Below are 15,927 nucleotides of genomic sequence, written 5' to 3' on the forward strand. Positions count from 1 at the left end.
CAAACGGGTCGCCCCCTTGAAAAAGCCCGTTCTGATTTCAGGATGCGGCTTTCATCAGTCCCTGAGCAATGATCTCTGCCTGTGCTTCGTCCAGCGACTTGTGGATGCGCACGAACATTTCGTCGATATCCGCCGGGGTCAGGATCAGCGGCGGCGAGATGATCATACGGTCGCCCACATGGCGCATGATCAGATTGTTGGCAAAGCAGCGGTCTCGGCAGATATAGCCGACCGTGCCGGGCTCGGACGCGAACTTGGCGCGGCTGGCTTTGTCGGGTGTCAATGCGATGGACGCCATCATGCCAACGATCTTCGCCTCGCCCACCAGCGGGTGATCGGCCAGGGCTTCCCATTTCTCTTTCAGATAGGGGGCAGCAACATCGCGCACATGCTCGACGATCTTCTCTTCTTCGAGGATACGTAGGTTTTCCAAAGCCACAGCAGCCGCGACCGGATGGCCGGAATAGGTGTAACCGTGATTGAATTCGGTGCCGCCAATGACTTCGGCAATCTCGTCATTCACGATGGACCCGCCGATCGGCGCATAGCCCGAGCTGAGCCCCTTGGCGATGGTCATGATATGCGGTTTGATGCCCACGGTTTCGGATCCGAACCAGTTGCCGGTACGGCCGAACCCACAGATCACTTCGTCGGCAATCAGCAGGATATCGTATTTATCGCAGATACGCTGAATTTCCGGCCAGTATGTGTCCGGCGCCACGATTACACCGCCCGCGCCCTGAACCGGCTCGGCGATAAAGGCCGCAACACGGTCTTCACCCAGTTCCTGAATGGCTTCTTCCAGCTCGCGCGCGCGGGCCAGTCCGAACTCTTCGGGCGACATGTCGCCGCCTTCGGCCCACCAGTTCGGTTGGTTGATGTGGTGAATGTTCGGGATCGGAATGCCGCCCTGCGCGTGCATGCCTGCCATACCGCCCAGCGAAGCCGACCCGACGGAAGACCCGTGATACGCGTTTTTCCTGCTGATGATGATATTCTTGTCCGGCTGCCCCTTCTCGGCCCAATAGGTGCGTACAAGGCGGATGTTGGTATCGTTGGCCTCGGACCCGCCGGCTGCGAAGAAGACTTGGTTCAGATCACCCGGTGCCAGCTCGGCGATCTTGGCGGCCAGTGCGATTGCGGGCACGTGGGTCGTCTTGAAGAAGGTGTTGTAGTAGGGCAGTTCTCGCATCTGACGCGCGGCGACATCGGCCAGCTCATCACGGCCATAGCCGATATTGACGCACCAAAGACCTGCCATAGCGTCCAGAATTTCCTCACCTTCGCTGTCGGTCAGGTAAACTCCGCTGGCGCGTGTAATCACGCGTGCCCCTTCCTGTCCCAGCGCGCCATTGGCCGAGAAAGGATGGATGTGATGCGCCGCATCCAGCGCCTGCAATTCGGCGGTCGGCATATGGTTGGTTATGGTGGACATCGGAGAATCTCCTACAAGAACGCAGTTGCGGTTCACAATATGATCAAATTCACTGCTGTCAATCGAATCGGGTTGAGTTAGGTGGAAGTTAGGGCGTCCGCCATCAATTCCATGCCTTGCTCAATGTCCTGTGTCGTTGCTTTTGCGGCTTTTTCGGCGTCTCCGTTGCGCAAAGCGGAAATGATATCCTTGTGTCGATCCGGCAGACTTTGAGTTCCGAATCGGCCACATACGACACGCAGCGACGGACCGAACCGCAACCAAAGCCTTTCGGCCAGATCGCTAAGAATCGGTGCGTTTGCGTGTGAATACAAGGTTTCGTGGAACGCCTGGTTCAGGCGCAGATATCCACCCACGTCTCCGTCGGCAATCATTCGGTCCAGATGCATGTCGAGACGCTCCAGATGATCAATATCTTCGGTTTGCAGATTCGACGTCGCGCGCCTTGAAAGCTCTGATTCTATTGCGGTTCTCGCAAATATCATTTCCTGGATGTCACCTGGTGAAAGCAGTGGAACACTCACGCGCCGATTGCCTTGAAACACCAATGCTCCATCCGAGATCAACCGGCGGATGGCTTCGCGTACCGGGGTCATGCCAACGCCAAGCGAATCAGTCAGGCCCTGGATCGTGACAGGCTGACCAGGAACCAATTCCCCGAACAGGATCTGTGATCTGAGTTTTTGGTAAACCTGCTCATGCGCGGGCTGTTTCCCATTGTCGATTGTCGACGCAGATGCCTTATTTTTGATCAAATCCAATTGGTTCTTCCTATTTCGACTAACCCTGACTTGTCAGGTGACAGACCTCGTGAAACCATACGCTGGATCGAGGAAAAACGCAAAACTTGATCAAATCCAAAAAAACGGGAAAATAGCCGTACACTTGCAGGGAGAAGAATATGACAATCAAAACGCTGACCATGACAGCGGTCATCGCATTGGGGACTTCGGCGGCATTCGCCGAAGAGGTGCGTGTATATAACTGGTCTGACTACATCGACGAAGAATTGCTGAGCAAATTCGAAGAAGAAAGCGGTCTGACTTTGATCTACGATGTGTTCGACAGCAACGAGGTTTTGGAAACCAAGATGCTGGCCGGTGGTTCAGGATACGACGTGGTGGTGCCATCGGGCACATTCCTGCAGCGCCAGATTCAGGCGGGCGCGTTTCAGGAACTGGATATGGCCATGTTGCCGAATGCTGGAAATCTGTGGGACGTGATCCAGGAACGCACCGCAGGATATGATCCGAACAATGCCTACTCGATCAACTACATGTGGGGAACAACGGGCATCGGTGTGAACGTCGACAAAGTCAAAGAAGTCTTGGGTGACGACGTGGCCCTGAACAGCATGGATTTGGTTCTGAAACCGGAGAACATGGAAAAGCTGGCCTCGTGTGGCGTTCATTTCCTTGATGCTCCAGCCGAAATGATACCGATGGCCTTGCAGTACATCGGTGAAGACCCCGACAGCCACGACCCGGAAGTGATCAAGAAGGTCGAAGACGTTCTGACAAGCGTTCGTCCCTACATCCAGAAGTTTCACAGCTCGGAATATATCAACGCGCTGGCAAATGGTGATATTTGCGTAGCCGTGGGTTGGTCCGGAGATATTCTGCAGGCGCGGGATCGCGCGGCCGAAGCCGACAACGGTGTGAACATCGAATACCATCCGTTCGCAGAAGGCTCGTTGATGTGGTTCGACCAGATGGCAATTCCTGCCGACGCGCCGAATCCAGATGGTGCGCACAAGTTCCTGAATTTCATTCTGGATGCCAACAACATGGCCGCTGCGTCCAACTATGTGTACTACGCCAACGGCAACATGGCGTCTCAGGAGTTTCTTGAGGAAGACGTGATCGGTGATCCGGCAATATATCCGGATGAAGCTACGATGCAAAACCTGTACATCACGACTCCGTACCCCGCGAAAACACAGCGGGTCGTGACCCGTCTTTGGACCAAGATCAAGTCAGGCACCTGATCCGGTTTATAAGCGCGGGGCGGTAACCAGACCGCCCCGCCGCACTATTGTCCAAACTGACCATGCGGGGGCTGCTTTGAATTCTGATGTCTTTGCGCCGTGGGAAGACCCACAGGCGAAACCTTTGATCCAGTTCCAGAACGTGACCAAGCGCTTTGGTGAGTTCACCGCGATCGACAACCTGTCGCTGGATATCTTCGAAAAAGAATTCTTTGCTTTGCTCGGCCCTTCAGGGTGCGGCAAAACAACGATGATGCGGATGCTGGCCGGGTTCGAGACCCCGACCGAAGGCCATATCCTGCTGGGCGGGCAGGATATCGACCCCATCCCGCCAAACAAGCGGGCCGTGAACATGATGTTCCAGTCCTATGCCCTGTTCCCGCATCTCAGTGTCTGGGAAAACATCGCCTTTGGTCTGCGACGGGACAACATGCCCAAGCACGATCTGGAAGACCGGGTGGAAGAAATGCTGCGCCTGACCCGGCTGGAACAGTTTGCCCGTCGCAAACCCCATCAGATCTCGGGTGGTCAGAGGCAGCGCGTGGCACTGGCGCGCTCATTGGCCAAATCGCCCAAGCTTCTGCTGCTGGATGAACCGTTGGGTGCGCTGGACAAAAAACTACGACAAGATACCCAGTTCGAGCTGATGGATATTCAGGAGAAGACGGGTACCACCTTCGTCATCGTCACCCACGATCAGGAAGAGGCTATGACAGTCGCCAGCCGTGTCGCGGTGATGGATCAGGGCCAGTTAAAGCAAGTGGCCACACCGGATCGCATCTATGAAAACCCTGAATCTGTTTATGTCGCTGATTTCATAGGAGATGTGAATATCATCGAAGGCCGCGCCACTCCATCCGGAGAGGGCGCTTACCAGATCGTTTGGGCCGAAGGTCAGGCACCTTTGACGGCATCATCGCCTGCTGGTTTCTCAGACGGTCAGTCCTGCCATCTGGCGATCCGCCCCGAGAAAGTGACGATTTCTGCCGAACGGCCCGTTGATGCGGTCAACGCTGTTCAGGGCAAGGTTCACGACATTGCCTATCTGGGCAATCTGTCCACCTATCACGTTGAATTGGCAAACGGCACGATCATCAAGGCACAGACGGCCAACACCCGTCGCATCTCGCGTCGTTCGTTCACCTGGGAAGACCCGGTCTGGCTGTCCTGGACAGCCACGGCTGCGGTTCTGCTGGCCAATTGATGCGCCGTGCCATTCTGATCGCCATTCCTTACGTCTGGCTGTTGGCTCTGTTTCTGGTGCCGTTCTTCATCGTTCTGAAGATTTCGCTGTCGGACATCGCCCTGGCCATCCCGCCTTATACGCCAACTTTGGACCTGTCCGCTGGCTGGACGGGGATCAAAGATTTCTTCGGGCAACTGGACTTCGAGAACTATGTCTGGCTGACGGAAGACGACCTGTATTGGAAAGCCTACCTGTCCAGCGTGAAGATCGCTTTGATTTCGACCTTCCTGACCCTGTTGGTGGGTTACCCAATGGCCTACGGTATGGCCCGGGCACCTCAGGAATGGCGACCGACACTGATGATGCTGGTTATCCTGCCCTTCTGGACCTCATTCCTGATCCGGGTTTACGCGTGGATGGGTATTCTGTCGAACGAAGGGTATCTCAACCAGATTTTGCTGTGGACCGGTATAATCTCGACCCCGTTGACGATCCTGAACACTTCGACCGCCGTCTATATTGGCATCGTTTACACTTATCTGCCCTTCATGATCCTGCCGATCTATTCGGCGTTGGAGCGTATGGACGGATCGCTGATCGAGGCGGCGGAGGATCTGGGATGTTCTCGTTTTCAGGCCTTCTGGCTGGTGACCATTCCACTGTCCAAGCCTGGCATCATCGCGGGGTGTTTCCTTGTGATGATCCCCGTGATCGGTGAGTTCGTGATCCCATCACTTCTGGGCGGTTCGGGTACGCTGATGATCGGCAAGGTTCTGTGGGAAGAGTTCTTTTCGAACCGTGACTGGCCGGTTGCAAGTGCGGTGGCCATCGTACTGCTGCTGATTCTCGTCATTCCTATCGTGCTGTTTCAGCGCAACCAGCAGAAACAGGCGGAGGCAGAGGGATGAACAGATTAAGTTGGTTCAACACGGTTTCGCTGACGCTGGGATTTGCTTTTCTGTACATCCCGATGATCATCCTGATCATCTTCAGCTTCAACGAAAGCAAGCTAGTCACGGTCTGGGCCGGGTTTTCGACGAAGTGGTACGGAGAGCTTCTTCAGAACGAGGCGTTCCTGGATGCCGCCTGGGTCACGATCCGGGTCGCGGTCTTTTCGTCGACGCTGGCTACGATTCTGGGAACGGCCGCCGCTTATGTGATGGTCCGCAGCGGGCGCTTTTTTGGCCGGACACTGTTTTCCGGCATGATCTATGCGCCGCTGGTGATGCCTGAAGTGATCACCGGCCTGTCGCTGCTACTGCTGTTTATCGGCATCGGCCTGGATCGGGGTATTCTGACCATCGTGCTGGCACACACGACTTTCTCGATGTGTTTCGTTTCGGTTGTCGTATCCTCGCGCCTCATAACTTTTGATCGCTCGCTGGAAGAGGCTGCGCTGGACCTTGGATGCTCGCCCGCGCAAGCCTTCCGTCTTGTCACCCTGCCGATCATCGCACCTGCGGTAATCTCGGGCTGGTTGCTGGCCTTCACCTTGTCACTTGATGATCTGGTGATTGCATCGTTCACTTCGGGGCCGTCGGCAACGACATTGCCGATCAAGATATTCTCGGCCGTGCGCCTTGGCGTCAGCCCGGAAATCAACGCGTTGTCGACGATCATGATCGCTGTGGTGACAGTCGGGGTAATCACGGCTTCGCTTGTGACCAAACGCGCGATGGTGCGGCAGCAGCAGGACGAAATGGCCGCAGCGCGCACCGAATGAAGCGGATATTTCCAGACTACGCCTATGGCAGCGAACCTCGCGACGGCTGCTGGTGGGACGAAACTGTTGCCAGCCCGGATTGGCCAAAGGTTCAAGGCGGCATGCATGTGGATGTGGCCATCATCGGTGGCGGATTTACAGGCGTTTCTGCTGCCTTGCATTTGGCTAAGAACGCTTCGGTTGCGGTGTTCGAAGCCGGCGCGCCGGGGTGGGGTGCTTCGGGCCGCAATGGTGGGTTTTGCTGTCTTGGGGGTTCAAAACTTGGCCACGAATCCATGGAGCGTCGATTTGGCAGCGACGCCGCTCGGGACTATGCGAAAGCGGAACAGGCAGCGGTTCAACTGGTCGCTGATCTGTTGGCACAGCATCAGATCGATGCGGATACCCACTCCAACGGGGAAACCCAAATGGCGCATTCCAAAAGGGCAATGGACGTGTTGCGCCGGAATGCCGACGAGAAGGGAACCCTGCACGAAGCCGGAGATCTGCCTGCGAAGGGCATGGGTGGCGCGTTTCATGGTGCCTACACTTCGCCGATCGGTTTCGGATTGAATCCCCGCAAATATCTGTTCGGGATTGCCCGAGCCGCCGAAGCAATGGGCGCATATCTGTTCCAGAAATCCCCGGTTCTGAGCGTTGAAAAAACGGCGTCCGGCTTTGTGTTGCAAACGCAGAGCGGGCCAGTCAAAGCGCAGGCGGTGTTGGTGTGTACCAACGGATATTCCAGCGAGGATATCCCGGCCTGGATGTCCGGACGATACATGCCTGCACAGTCGACCGTTTTGGTAACGCGTCCCCTTGGTCGAGCCGAGCAAGTGGTACAAGGGTGGTCTACGGATCAGATGTGCTATGATACGCGCAATCTGTTGCACTATTTTCGCCTGATGCCGGACGGGCGCTTTCTGTTTGGGATGAGAGGCGGCTTGCGGTCATCGGCCGGGGCTGAAGCGGCCATTCGGCAAAAGGTCCAGCAGGATTTCAAACATATGTTTCCTGCTTGGTCGACGGTCGAGGTCACTCATATCTGGTCCGGTTTGGTGTGCCTGTCACGGGCCCTGACACCTTTCGTCGGCCCCGTTCCGGAACAACCGGGGATGTTTGCCGGGTTTGCATATCACGGCAATGGCGTCGCCATGGGCACGTACTGTGGTCGAGCATTGGCGCGCTTGGTTCTGGGGCAGGACGCCAGGCTGCCAGCCGTGATGACGCAAAAACCAGGTCAGTTTCCATTGGGTCGCTGGCGCCGTGTGCTCATGCCGCCAGCCTACGCCATGTTGGCGCTGGCCGACCTGCGATGAGGCGGGGCGTTACAGAATTGCGGTTTCCAAATTCAACCCTGTCACATAGTCGGGCGCACCGTTTTCGGCGCGCCAGAGGCAATACGTTGCCATGCGCCACGCATACCACGGTTTGAGCTGTAGATAGCGCGCGACGATTTCGGGTCTGCCGTAGGCGGAAAGAAACTGGTCTTCCTCTTTCTTCGACAGCGGTGAGCCTCGGTAAAGTTGCTGCATCGCAGGCGACAAAAAGAGCGCAAGGTCTTCGCAAGGATCGCCAAGGGCTGGGCATTGCCAGTCGATCAAAGTCAGACCACCGGTCGCCACCAGGATGTTACCTGCCACGGGGTCGCCATGGATCAGACAAGTCTGTTCCGTAGGTGTGACAGAGGTTGAAGGTTGCAAATCTGCGAGTTTGCCACGCGTGTTTGACGTACAGCCCTGCAGAATTCTGTTTCCATGAGCTCGCAAGTCTTCGCTGCCATTGCATCCGACTGGCGCTTGGACGGCGATGGACAGGGAATGAAGCTTGCGCAGCAAGGCACCGACCTGGGCTGACCCCTGCCGCCAGGGTGCTCCGGGTGCGTGGTCGTAAAACACCCAACTGGCTTCATTGTATTGCCCTGTGGCACGCAGCCTTGGCACGAAACCCGTGGTGCCAAGCGCCTTCAGGCATTGGACTTCCAACTCTGCATCATTTCGAAACAATGGATTGCGCAATGCTGTGCTGTAGAGTTTCAGGACCTTGTCGCTTGCGCGGCCCTTGACCTTCCAGACCCTGTTGGTGCGCCCGCCGTACAAGGTCTCGAACCGAGGATGTGCGTTGACCAATGCTTGCGCATGGAGATGGTCAACCAGATCTCGAGGGGGGGCAGACAGGTTGGGCAGAGGTTCCATCACTTTTTCTGGCGAGTCGATTTGCCAAGCTTTGGCCTGTCCGGCCCGGTAGATCAAGCACCAGTTCTGACCGCAGTGACCTGAGTTGCGGGAATTACCTGACCGCCTTGCAGGGTCAATAAAACAGCATCGATGCCTACCTGTGCTTCGATGACGCGACCGTAGGTGGCGACAGGTTTCTCGGAGAGCAACTCATCGCCTTTGTAGCATTCAAGGGTTGCAGTGTAGTTGCCTGATGCCACTGGATTGCCTGAAGAATCCACCCCCGCCCAAACAAACTCCTCAGTCGTCGTGGGCACAGTGACTTTATCGATCACCGTACCGTCACTGTCGCGGATCACCAATTTGGTTGCGTCCGCATCAGGGTCGGCCTGAGCAAACAGTATCACCGGCTGGCCTTCAAAGTGAAAGGCCGAGGTTGAGCGGACGTCCATGCCCACCCAGCTTGCAAGTTCGTTCAGTTTCGTACCGCCCAATGCGTTGGCCAAGGTGGACAAGAGGTCATTGGTCTGGACTTGTTGCTCGACCATCGAGAACTGCGCCAACTGAGACGCATACTCGGTCGAATCCATCGGCTCCAAAGGATCCTGATTCTTTGCCTGCGCCGTTAGCATCAGCAAGAATGTCTCAAAGTCCGAAGTAATCGCAGACTTCTGTGATGCCCCGGCCTTTTGTTGATCCGCAACGGGCTGCGTGGTGTTGAAAGGCGTAATCATTGGTCAAAACCTCATGTCGATGCCCCGGCCCGAGGCCAAATTCTGTGGATGGGAAGTTGTGCGATCGATCCGTTCGTGCGGCGCAGCTTCTGAACGTGATGGGGATTGGGTGTCTGGGTCGTCTGCACCCTTTTGATGTGCGCCAGAACCCCAAGAGGTTCCCAGATCAAAGCTCAGATCCCCATAGCCCAGTTTCTGAAACTCTTCTGTCAGAACGGATAAATGACGTCGCATTAATTCGAGGGTTTCCGGACGCTCGGTCGCAATAGTGATTTGCAGGCCGTCCTCCCGGCCATTCAGAACAATGGAAACACGCCCAAGCTCTTCCGGATTCAGCGCAATTTCCGTTGCTCCTGATCCGGTACGTGTCTGGACCGCTGCTGCCAGCTGACCAGCCATCGCCCGGGCGATTTCTGCTCGGGCGGCAGAAGACGGACTCGTGAGTTGAGGCACAGAATCGCGTGAGGTCAGCGGCAAAGGTTCCTCTCTGGCGGCATGCAGGGCCTCAGCCTCGACAACGGGTGCCACCGGTTCGAATTCAACAGCAGTTGCCATCAGCTGAAGCTGCGCCACCGAGGGCGCCCGGTTAGGCGTTGGTGGTTTAGGCGTGAGAATGTTCACTTCGGGCAACAGTTTCTTTTCAGGATCCAGAGGAAGCGGGATGCCCCCCATTTGTTCGACCGTGCCTTTGGTCTTTACCAGCTGATCAAACACTTGGCCTTTTTCGGTCATGTTTGTCATTTGCGCAGGTTGGGGCGTCGGATCCTGCGCCTTCTGCGAGAGCGGCGGAACCGGGAAGGACGAGTCGCTTTGCAGGGACAGTCCTTTTGATACCAATACCTGTGGTTGATCCGGTATTTTTGAGGGTGCTTGATTTGCCTCCGCAATCTGAACCGGCACCATCGTTATCTCGTCTAAGCCGGGGGTTTCGAGGAATGCAGAAAGGATTTGCTGTTCACCGGTGTGTTCTGAAATCGGGGAGGGATGGGCCGCTGCTGATGCCTCAGCCGTTGTCCCCGGCACAGGCTCGGGCTCCGCTTCGACATTTGTCAGCTCGGAATTGATGGCAGGGTTTTCGCCTTCAGGAAGGCCAGTGGCGCCAACCTCTTGTCCGAGGACGTCCTGAAAGCTCTCCGAGCCAGTTTTTTGGCCCGGAGCTTTACGAAATGTGGCGGCTTTCTCGGTTGAAGTCGGCGTTGCGTTCGCCAGCGTTAGGGGGTTGGGCATTTGCTCCGGCTCCGTGTGTCTGGTCGGAACACTGCCTGCAGGAAGTTACGTTTATTTTAACCGCTTTCGCCTTTGATCGAGAAAGTTCGAGGCAAATTCGGAGAAGGCCATGAAGGTTTCCACCCTTCCTCACGTATCTCAATCACCATTATCCCAAACCCGACTGAAAGATGTGGCCATAGAGCTGGAAGCCGCGTTTCTAGGTGAAATGCTGAAATCTGCCGGGTTGGGCAAGACCCGCCAGTCCTTTGGTGGTGGCGCAGGTGAAGATCAGTTTTCTTCGATGCTTGTTCAACATCAGGCGCAGCAACTGGCCCGGTCCGGTGGCGTGGGCCTTTCCGAAATTCTGTTCAAGTCACTGATGGAGAAAACCGATGACGTCTAAGGCCGATGCAGTGTTGATCAAGTCTTTGGAAGAAGTCCTGGATTTGGAACGTGTCGCACTTGTGCAGGGGGATCTGGACCGTTTGTCCAGCATGGCGCCTGAAAAAGAGAAGCTGATCGGTGCAATCAATGATCTTCAGGTGCTGGAAAGCGAGGCACTGATTCGCGTTCAACAGAAAGCCGAACGCAATCAGGCGCTGCTGAACAGCGCGGCTGAAGGCATCCGAGCAGTCGCCAGCCGAATGGGTGAACTGCGGCGTGTTCGGCAGGAATTCAGCACCTATGGTGCAGACGGGCAGCGGAGTGAATTTACGGTTCGTAACACTGCAAAGCTGGAAAAGCGGGCGTAGGTAGAAGTTTGATTCAAATCCGAAATTTTGGGTTGCGCGTTTTAGCACTCCGTTAGGGGATCGGGTTCAAAAGTGGTGCTGCACCTGAAATCAGCAGGTGGCGCGAACGGCCACGCGGCGCGTCGCACAGGTCAGAAAGACACCAATGCCTGCAAATAGTGCGGGGTGAAAATGGGCAAAATGGCCCGAACGGAAAAGGATGAAAGCTATGTCCAGCATTCTGACAAACAATGGCGCGATGGTTGCGCTGCAAACTCTCAAGTCGGTCAATAAAAACCTGGCGATGACCCAGAACGCAATCTCGACCGGCAAGGATGTCGCAACGGCCAAGGACAACTCGGCAGTATGGGCGATTTCCAAAGTGATGGAGTCGGACGTCAAAGGTTTCAATGCCATCAAGGACAGCCTGGCGCTTGGCGAATCGACCGTCGCCGTTGCCCGAAATGCCGCGGAAACCGTCACTGATCTGCTGACACAGATGAAAGGCAAGATCGTCGCCGCGCAGGAAGACAACGTTGATCGAGGCAAAATCAATGATGACGTGACTGCTCTGAAAGATCAGATCGCGTCCGTTGTCGGCGCAGCGCAGTTCAATGGCCTGAACCTGGTTGACGGCTCTGCCGGTTCCGCATCGGTTCTGGCGTCGTTGGATCGTGACAATACCGGGGCCGTGACCGCATCGTCGATCACCGTTGCAGGGCAGAACCTGTCAACCGGCGGTTATGTCACCAAGCAGGTCTTTGACGGTTCGACCGGCGCATCGACAGGCAACGATCGCGTTGGCGCAACCATCGACAACGGCGCGACCGCTGCAACGGCGCTCGTCACCGACGAATCCAGCGGTGCCTTTGCTGCCGGCGACAAGGTCGTCGTCGCGATTAACGATCAGGTTGTATCCTATACCGTGTCTGCCGAAGACGCTGCTGCGACAACAACCGGTGATCTGGTTGCCGTTGGATTGAAATCGAAGATTGAAGAGCTTGGGATTACCGGTCTGACCGTAGACTATGACTCAGGCACCGCCGGAACCTTGTCTGTCACCAACAGTACGGGCTCTGACATTTCGTTCTCTGCTCAATTCGTGAATGCCGGTGCAGGTGGTCTGGGCGCGCTGGCCGGTATTGATGTCTCGACCGGCGCGGGTGCGACCGCTGCCCTGGCTGCCGTTGAGTCGCTGATCGATACTTCGATCGACGCATCAGCTGCTTTCGGTTCTTCCCAAAGCCGGATAGAAACTCAGAAAGAGTTCATCTCGAACCTGTCCGACTCGTTCAAGTCAGGTATTGGCTCGCTGGTCGATGCGGACATGGAAGAGACGTCCGCGCGGCTTCAGGCACTTCAGGTTCAGCAACAGCTGGCAACACAATCGCTTTCGATCGCCAATCAGGCGCCGCAATCGATACTGTCGCTGTTCCGCTAAATCGCGAAACCGGTTGGGGCGCGGTTTTCGCGCCCCATCAATGACTGCCTGAAGACGGCTCTTTGGAAGGATTTCAAGTGACACCACAAGCCTTAGCCCATCAAACCTACGCGCAAACCGCCGCGCCAACGCGGACGCCTCGCGATTCGGAATACGAAGCGATTTCCAGGATCACACGGCGCCTGAAGGCGGCAACTGCACAAAAGGCAACGGACTTTTCGGCATTTGTTCAGGCCGTACACGAAAACCGGCGGCTATGGGGGGTGCTGGCAACTGGTGTCGCCGCTTCCAATAATGCGCTGCCCAACGACCTGAGAGCCAGAATCTTCTACCTTGCTGAATTCACCGAGCAACACAGCAGCCGAGTTTTGGGAGACGGCGCAACCGTTGAACCGTTAGTGGAAATCAACACAGCCGTACTGCGCGGATTGCGCCAGATGAGGGCAACTTGATGAGCGGTCTGGTCCTGAAGCTTGCCCCGAAAGAAAGGGTTCTGATCAACGGAGTTGTGATCGAGAACGGGGATCGTCGCGGCCGTTTTTCGATCATGACGCCGCAGGCCAATGTACTGCGACTGCGGGACGCGATTCATCCTGACGAAGTGAACACGCCAGTGCGCCGCGTCTGCTATGCTGCTCAGCTTGTATTGTCCGGCGACATGGAGCCGGGGCAAGCGCGTCAGCAAATGTTGCGGCGCGTGGAAGAGCTGAGCCAGGTTTTTACGGACGCTGATAGCCGACGGGTATTGGCCGAAGCCACTGATGCCCTGGTCGCGGAGCATTATTACAAATGCCTCAAATCCCTTCGCTCGCTTCTGCCACGGGAAGAGCGGCTGATGGCTTATCAGCAATGACATCTCAACCAGTCATCCCAAGCGGCGGGATCGTGGGCTGGCGGTTCTTGCAACGTACCTATGAGGGCCAGTTCCAGAGTTTTTCGTCTTCAGCGGTGAATGAGAGAGAGACCAAGTACTTTCTGGACAACATCGGAGAAATTCAATCCGCCAAAGAGCTGGTGTCGGATCGCAGGTTGTTGCAGGTCGCTTTGGGTGCGTTTGGGCTGGAAGGAGATGTGGAAAACCGGTTTTTCATACAGAAAATCCTTGAGGATGGTACTCAGGCGGATGACGCGTTGTCCAATCGATTGGCAGACAAACGATACCGGGAGTTTTCGGATGCCTTTGGATTTGGTCCCGGCGCTGTCCGCAAAACGGCGCTGGCTTCAAACATGGACCAAATCGCTCAGGCCAATTTGACCGCCCGGTTTGAAATTGCTGTTGGCGCGTCAGATGAGACGATGCGTATTTCGCTCTATGCACAACGGGAGCTTTCGGATCTCGCCAAAAGCGCCTCCAGCGCAGATACAAAGTGGTTCGATCTGATGGGGCTGCCACCCTTACGCAGCATGATGGAAACCGCACTTGGTTTGCCGTCGTCTTTTGCGCAGCTGGACATTGACAAGCAGCTGGTCGAGTTTAAGGACAGGTTGCTCAAACTGACTGGCTCGGAGGATCTGGCACAGTTTTCGAATCCAGACTCCATTGAGAAACTGACCGACACTTATTTGGCCAGAAGCCAGATTGCCCAGCTTCAGAATACGATCTCGCCAGCGCAGACGGCATTGATCTTGCTGGGAGCTGTTTGAATCGGACGTTCTCGGATCGACTTCGTTGATGGTGCTTAGTCGCGACGGCATCACGTCAATCGAAAAACCTGCTTTTCTTAAGCACTGCAAACGGAAGGCTTCAACCGTTCAGAATCTCATCGGCTGCTGTTCGTAAAGCATAAGATCTGACGGGTTGGGACACATTGTGCAGATTGATGTCGCCCAGCGGCACGGCGTTGGAACAGGCCGGTTCGATGTCTTCGGAAACGACAATGCGGTGCCCTTGCGTCTTGCCGAATTCTCCCAAACGCGCTGCGATGTTCGCGGCCTGACCGATAACTGTGAAGTCAAGGCGTTCACGAGACCCCACATTGCCGTAGGTGACACGCCCATAAGCGACGCCGATTGAACAGTCGCAATGCACGTCTGTGCCTTCTTTGCGCAGCTCACCCAAAGTTTCTACGATTTTGATCGCCGAGCGCTGGGCATTGGTGCGGGCTGCACTGGCATTCTCGTCCGTTGCCGGGAAAACGGCCAGCACAGCGTCGCCGATGAATTTCAGAACTTCTCCGTTATTGTCGTGAACAATACCCGAGACTGTTTCAAAGAACTCGTTCAGGAGATTGATATACTCGCCCCGGCCCAGCTTCTCTTCCAGGCTTGTTGAATTGCGCAGATCACAGAACATGATTGCGGCGTCGATCTCATCCCCGTCACCCCGCCTGATTTCGCCGCCCAGCACACGCGCGCCGGTGCGTTTGCCGACATAGGTTTCCAGCAGGACCTGCGCGTTTTCGCGCTGCATGAACACTTCGTAGAAACGGGCAATGACAGAGGAACATTCAAATACAAGGCCCAGATTTTCGGTAGTGAACCCGTCCGGGTGATCGCAGGTCAGCGTCAGAACATTGGTGCGCCCGTCGGAAAACGGCAAGGGCATGGCCACGTAATCCGTCGCGCCCTTGGCCCGCAAATCCTCCATGATCGGGAAGCTGTTATGCGGGTTCTCATCGTTCAACCTTTGCCGCACGCCACCCAGACCGTTCGAGACATGTCGCAAAGGGCTGTTGATGAACGCCGGGTGATCATAGATTTCGTATGTCGGGGCCCGGGTCAGAATCTCGTCTTCATCTTTTTCCCAGATATAGTGCTTTCCCGCGATAAGCGGGTGCAGAGACCAGGCCAGAATGCTCAGCCGTTGTATCGCGATGCCATGCTCCAGCATCTTCTCAGCCAACGCTTTGGTAAAGCTCTCGGGTGTTATCGCGGTCGAAGCACCACGCATCAGCCAATCGATCAGCGGCCCGCTGATACTACCGTCATCGGGTTCGCGAAGGTGGTTTTCGCCCAAATCGATTTTCGTATAGGCGCCGGGCACAAACCCTATGCAGCCTTGTATGGCCACGCTTTCGGGCAGGGCTTCTTCATAGGCCCAGACAGAATTGGCCAGATTTTCCGAACCCAGATTGATGTCGTGGTAAGTGGCAGTGCCTTTGAACGGGCAGAATGTTTGCAGGTCTGTTTCTTCGCTCAGATCAACACAGACATCCGCGCGGGGAACATAGATCGTGGGAGGCAGGCGCGTTTCATACATCACCTTGGCATTTGTACTTTCAGCCAAAAGCACATCGTTTCGGTAAATGGCAATTCTGCCATTCAGCGATTCAACCGATATTCCATACCCATTGATCTTTGGTGCGGCGTGGACGTTCACATGCGA

Annotated in this window: 17 protein-coding genes; 11 read left to right on the forward strand and 6 right to left on the reverse strand. The window is 55.9% G+C overall.

Annotated features, from left to right (window positions below):
- Positions 1 to 37 precede the first annotated feature (37 nt).
- Positions 38 to 1,435 carry an aspartate aminotransferase family protein gene (locus tag AC2FEB_RS17635; RefSeq protein WP_496675423.1) on the reverse strand — a complete coding sequence of 466 codons (1,398 nt, stop codon included), beginning with the start codon at positions 1,433 to 1,435 and terminating at the stop codon, positions 38 to 40.
- Positions 1,436 to 1,512: 77 nt separating this feature from the next.
- The gene (locus tag AC2FEB_RS17640) at positions 1,513 to 2,196 is read right to left on the reverse strand and encodes a GntR family transcriptional regulator (RefSeq protein WP_299901055.1); all 684 of its coding nucleotides are present in this window, start codon (positions 2,194 to 2,196) and stop codon (positions 1,513 to 1,515) included.
- Positions 2,197 to 2,336: 140 nt separating this feature from the next.
- On the opposite strand from AC2FEB_RS17640, the gene AC2FEB_RS17645 reads away from it, so the two are divergent.
- The 5 genes from AC2FEB_RS17645 (at position 2,337) to AC2FEB_RS17665 (ending at position 7,629) form a co-directional block, all read left to right on the forward strand.
- Positions 2,337 to 3,422: a polyamine ABC transporter substrate-binding protein gene (locus tag AC2FEB_RS17645; protein WP_496675426.1), complete on the forward strand. Its 1,086-nt coding sequence runs from the start codon at positions 2,337 to 2,339 to the stop codon at positions 3,420 to 3,422.
- Positions 3,423 to 3,498: 76 nt separating this feature from the next.
- Positions 3,499 to 4,626 carry an ABC transporter ATP-binding protein gene (locus AC2FEB_RS17650; RefSeq protein ID WP_496675428.1) on the forward strand — a complete coding sequence of 376 codons (1,128 nt, stop codon included), beginning with the start codon at positions 3,499 to 3,501 and terminating at the stop codon, positions 4,624 to 4,626.
- On the forward strand, positions 4,626 to 5,516 hold the full coding sequence (locus AC2FEB_RS17655; protein WP_299638174.1) for an ABC transporter permease subunit: 891 nt from the start codon (positions 4,626 to 4,628) through the stop codon (positions 5,514 to 5,516). Before AC2FEB_RS17650 ends, AC2FEB_RS17655 begins: the two co-directional genes overlap by 1 nt.
- The gene (locus AC2FEB_RS17660) at positions 5,513 to 6,331 is read left to right on the forward strand and encodes an ABC transporter permease (RefSeq protein ID WP_117871973.1); all 819 of its coding nucleotides are present in this window, start codon (positions 5,513 to 5,515) and stop codon (positions 6,329 to 6,331) included. The genes AC2FEB_RS17655 and AC2FEB_RS17660 overlap by 4 nt, the downstream gene beginning before the upstream one ends.
- Positions 6,328 to 7,629: an NAD(P)/FAD-dependent oxidoreductase gene (locus tag AC2FEB_RS17665; protein ID WP_496675431.1), complete on the forward strand. Its 1,302-nt coding sequence runs from the start codon at positions 6,328 to 6,330 to the stop codon at positions 7,627 to 7,629. The genes AC2FEB_RS17660 and AC2FEB_RS17665 overlap by 4 nt, the downstream gene beginning before the upstream one ends.
- 9 nt (positions 7,630 to 7,638) lie before the next feature.
- On the opposite strand, the gene AC2FEB_RS17670 is transcribed toward AC2FEB_RS17665, so the two are convergent.
- The 3 genes from AC2FEB_RS17670 to AC2FEB_RS17680 are packed head-to-tail and all read right to left on the reverse strand — an operon-like array spanning position 7,639 to position 10,448.
- Complete coding sequence (locus AC2FEB_RS17670) at positions 7,639 to 8,505, reverse strand: phosphotransferase (RefSeq protein ID WP_496675432.1); 867 nt, start codon at positions 8,503 to 8,505, stop codon at positions 7,639 to 7,641.
- A gap of 53 nt (positions 8,506 to 8,558) precedes the next feature.
- Positions 8,559 to 9,221, reverse strand: coding sequence for a flagellar hook capping FlgD N-terminal domain-containing protein (locus tag AC2FEB_RS17675; protein WP_496675434.1), 663 nt, complete (start codon positions 9,219 to 9,221; stop codon positions 8,559 to 8,561).
- A gap of 3 nt (positions 9,222 to 9,224) precedes the next feature.
- Entirely contained in the window at positions 9,225 to 10,448 is a 1,224-nt protein-coding gene (locus AC2FEB_RS17680; RefSeq protein ID WP_496675436.1) for a flagellar hook-length control protein FliK, read from the reverse strand.
- A gap of 109 nt (positions 10,449 to 10,557) precedes the next feature.
- Between AC2FEB_RS17680 and AC2FEB_RS17685 the strand changes: the two genes are divergently transcribed.
- The 6 genes from AC2FEB_RS17685 (at position 10,558) to AC2FEB_RS17710 (ending at position 14,246) form a co-directional block, all read left to right on the forward strand.
- Positions 10,558 to 10,833, forward strand: coding sequence for a rod-binding protein (locus AC2FEB_RS17685; protein WP_299901033.1), 276 nt, complete (start codon positions 10,558 to 10,560; stop codon positions 10,831 to 10,833).
- Entirely contained in the window at positions 10,823 to 11,182 is a 360-nt protein-coding gene (locus AC2FEB_RS17690; protein WP_299901030.1) for a flagellar biosynthesis protein FlgN, read from the forward strand. Before AC2FEB_RS17685 ends, AC2FEB_RS17690 begins: the two co-directional genes overlap by 11 nt.
- 208 nt (positions 11,183 to 11,390) lie before the next feature.
- Positions 11,391 to 12,602 carry a flagellin N-terminal helical domain-containing protein gene (locus AC2FEB_RS17695; protein ID WP_496675438.1) on the forward strand — a complete coding sequence of 404 codons (1,212 nt, stop codon included), beginning with the start codon at positions 11,391 to 11,393 and terminating at the stop codon, positions 12,600 to 12,602.
- 77 nt (positions 12,603 to 12,679) lie between these two features.
- Positions 12,680 to 13,054 (forward strand): flagellar biosynthesis regulator FlaF, encoded by a 375-nt coding sequence (gene flaF, locus AC2FEB_RS17700; RefSeq protein ID WP_496675440.1) that lies wholly within the window; start codon positions 12,680 to 12,682, stop codon positions 13,052 to 13,054.
- Positions 13,054 to 13,455: a flagellar biosynthesis repressor FlbT gene (gene flbT / locus AC2FEB_RS17705; RefSeq protein WP_496675442.1), complete on the forward strand. Its 402-nt coding sequence runs from the start codon at positions 13,054 to 13,056 to the stop codon at positions 13,453 to 13,455. Before flaF ends, flbT begins: the two co-directional genes overlap by 1 nt.
- Positions 13,452 to 14,246, forward strand: coding sequence for a DUF1217 domain-containing protein (locus AC2FEB_RS17710; protein WP_496675444.1), 795 nt, complete (start codon positions 13,452 to 13,454; stop codon positions 14,244 to 14,246). Before flbT ends, AC2FEB_RS17710 begins: the two co-directional genes overlap by 4 nt.
- 100 nt (positions 14,247 to 14,346) lie before the next feature.
- Here AC2FEB_RS17710 and AC2FEB_RS17715 read toward each other — a convergent pair whose 3' ends face one another.
- The gene (locus AC2FEB_RS17715) at positions 14,347 to 15,921 is read right to left on the reverse strand and encodes a DUF427 domain-containing protein (RefSeq protein ID WP_496675446.1); all 1,575 of its coding nucleotides are present in this window, start codon (positions 15,919 to 15,921) and stop codon (positions 14,347 to 14,349) included.
- Positions 15,922 to 15,927 lie beyond the last annotated feature (6 nt).

Source organism: Ruegeria sp. YTSC106 (assembly GCF_059609765.1).

Coding starts and splice junctions, on each gene's coding strand:
- AC2FEB_RS17635 (WP_496675423.1), bottom strand. CDS start 1,435: ATGTCCACCATAACCAACCATATGCCGACCGCCGAATTGCAGGCGCTG.
- AC2FEB_RS17645 (WP_496675426.1), top strand. CDS start 2,337: ATGACAATCAAAACGCTGACCATGACAGCGGTCATCGCATTGGGGACT.
- AC2FEB_RS17655 (WP_299638174.1), top strand. CDS start 4,626: ATGCGCCGTGCCATTCTGATCGCCATTCCTTACGTCTGGCTGTTGGCT.
- AC2FEB_RS17660 (WP_117871973.1), top strand. CDS start 5,513: ATGAACAGATTAAGTTGGTTCAACACGGTTTCGCTGACGCTGGGATTT.
- AC2FEB_RS17665 (WP_496675431.1), top strand. CDS start 6,328: ATGAAGCGGATATTTCCAGACTACGCCTATGGCAGCGAACCTCGCGAC.
- AC2FEB_RS17670 (WP_496675432.1), bottom strand. CDS start 8,505: ATGGAACCTCTGCCCAACCTGTCTGCCCCCCCTCGAGATCTGGTTGAC.
- AC2FEB_RS17675 (WP_496675434.1), bottom strand. CDS start 9,221: ATGATTACGCCTTTCAACACCACGCAGCCCGTTGCGGATCAACAAAAG.
- AC2FEB_RS17680 (WP_496675436.1), bottom strand. CDS start 10,448: ATGCCCAACCCCCTAACGCTGGCGAACGCAACGCCGACTTCAACCGAG.
- AC2FEB_RS17685 (WP_299901033.1), top strand. CDS start 10,558: ATGAAGGTTTCCACCCTTCCTCACGTATCTCAATCACCATTATCCCAA.
- AC2FEB_RS17690 (WP_299901030.1), top strand. CDS start 10,823: ATGACGTCTAAGGCCGATGCAGTGTTGATCAAGTCTTTGGAAGAAGTC.
- AC2FEB_RS17695 (WP_496675438.1), top strand. CDS start 11,391: ATGTCCAGCATTCTGACAAACAATGGCGCGATGGTTGCGCTGCAAACT.
- flbT (WP_496675442.1), top strand. CDS start 13,054: ATGAGCGGTCTGGTCCTGAAGCTTGCCCCGAAAGAAAGGGTTCTGATC.
- AC2FEB_RS17710 (WP_496675444.1), top strand. CDS start 13,452: ATGACATCTCAACCAGTCATCCCAAGCGGCGGGATCGTGGGCTGGCGG.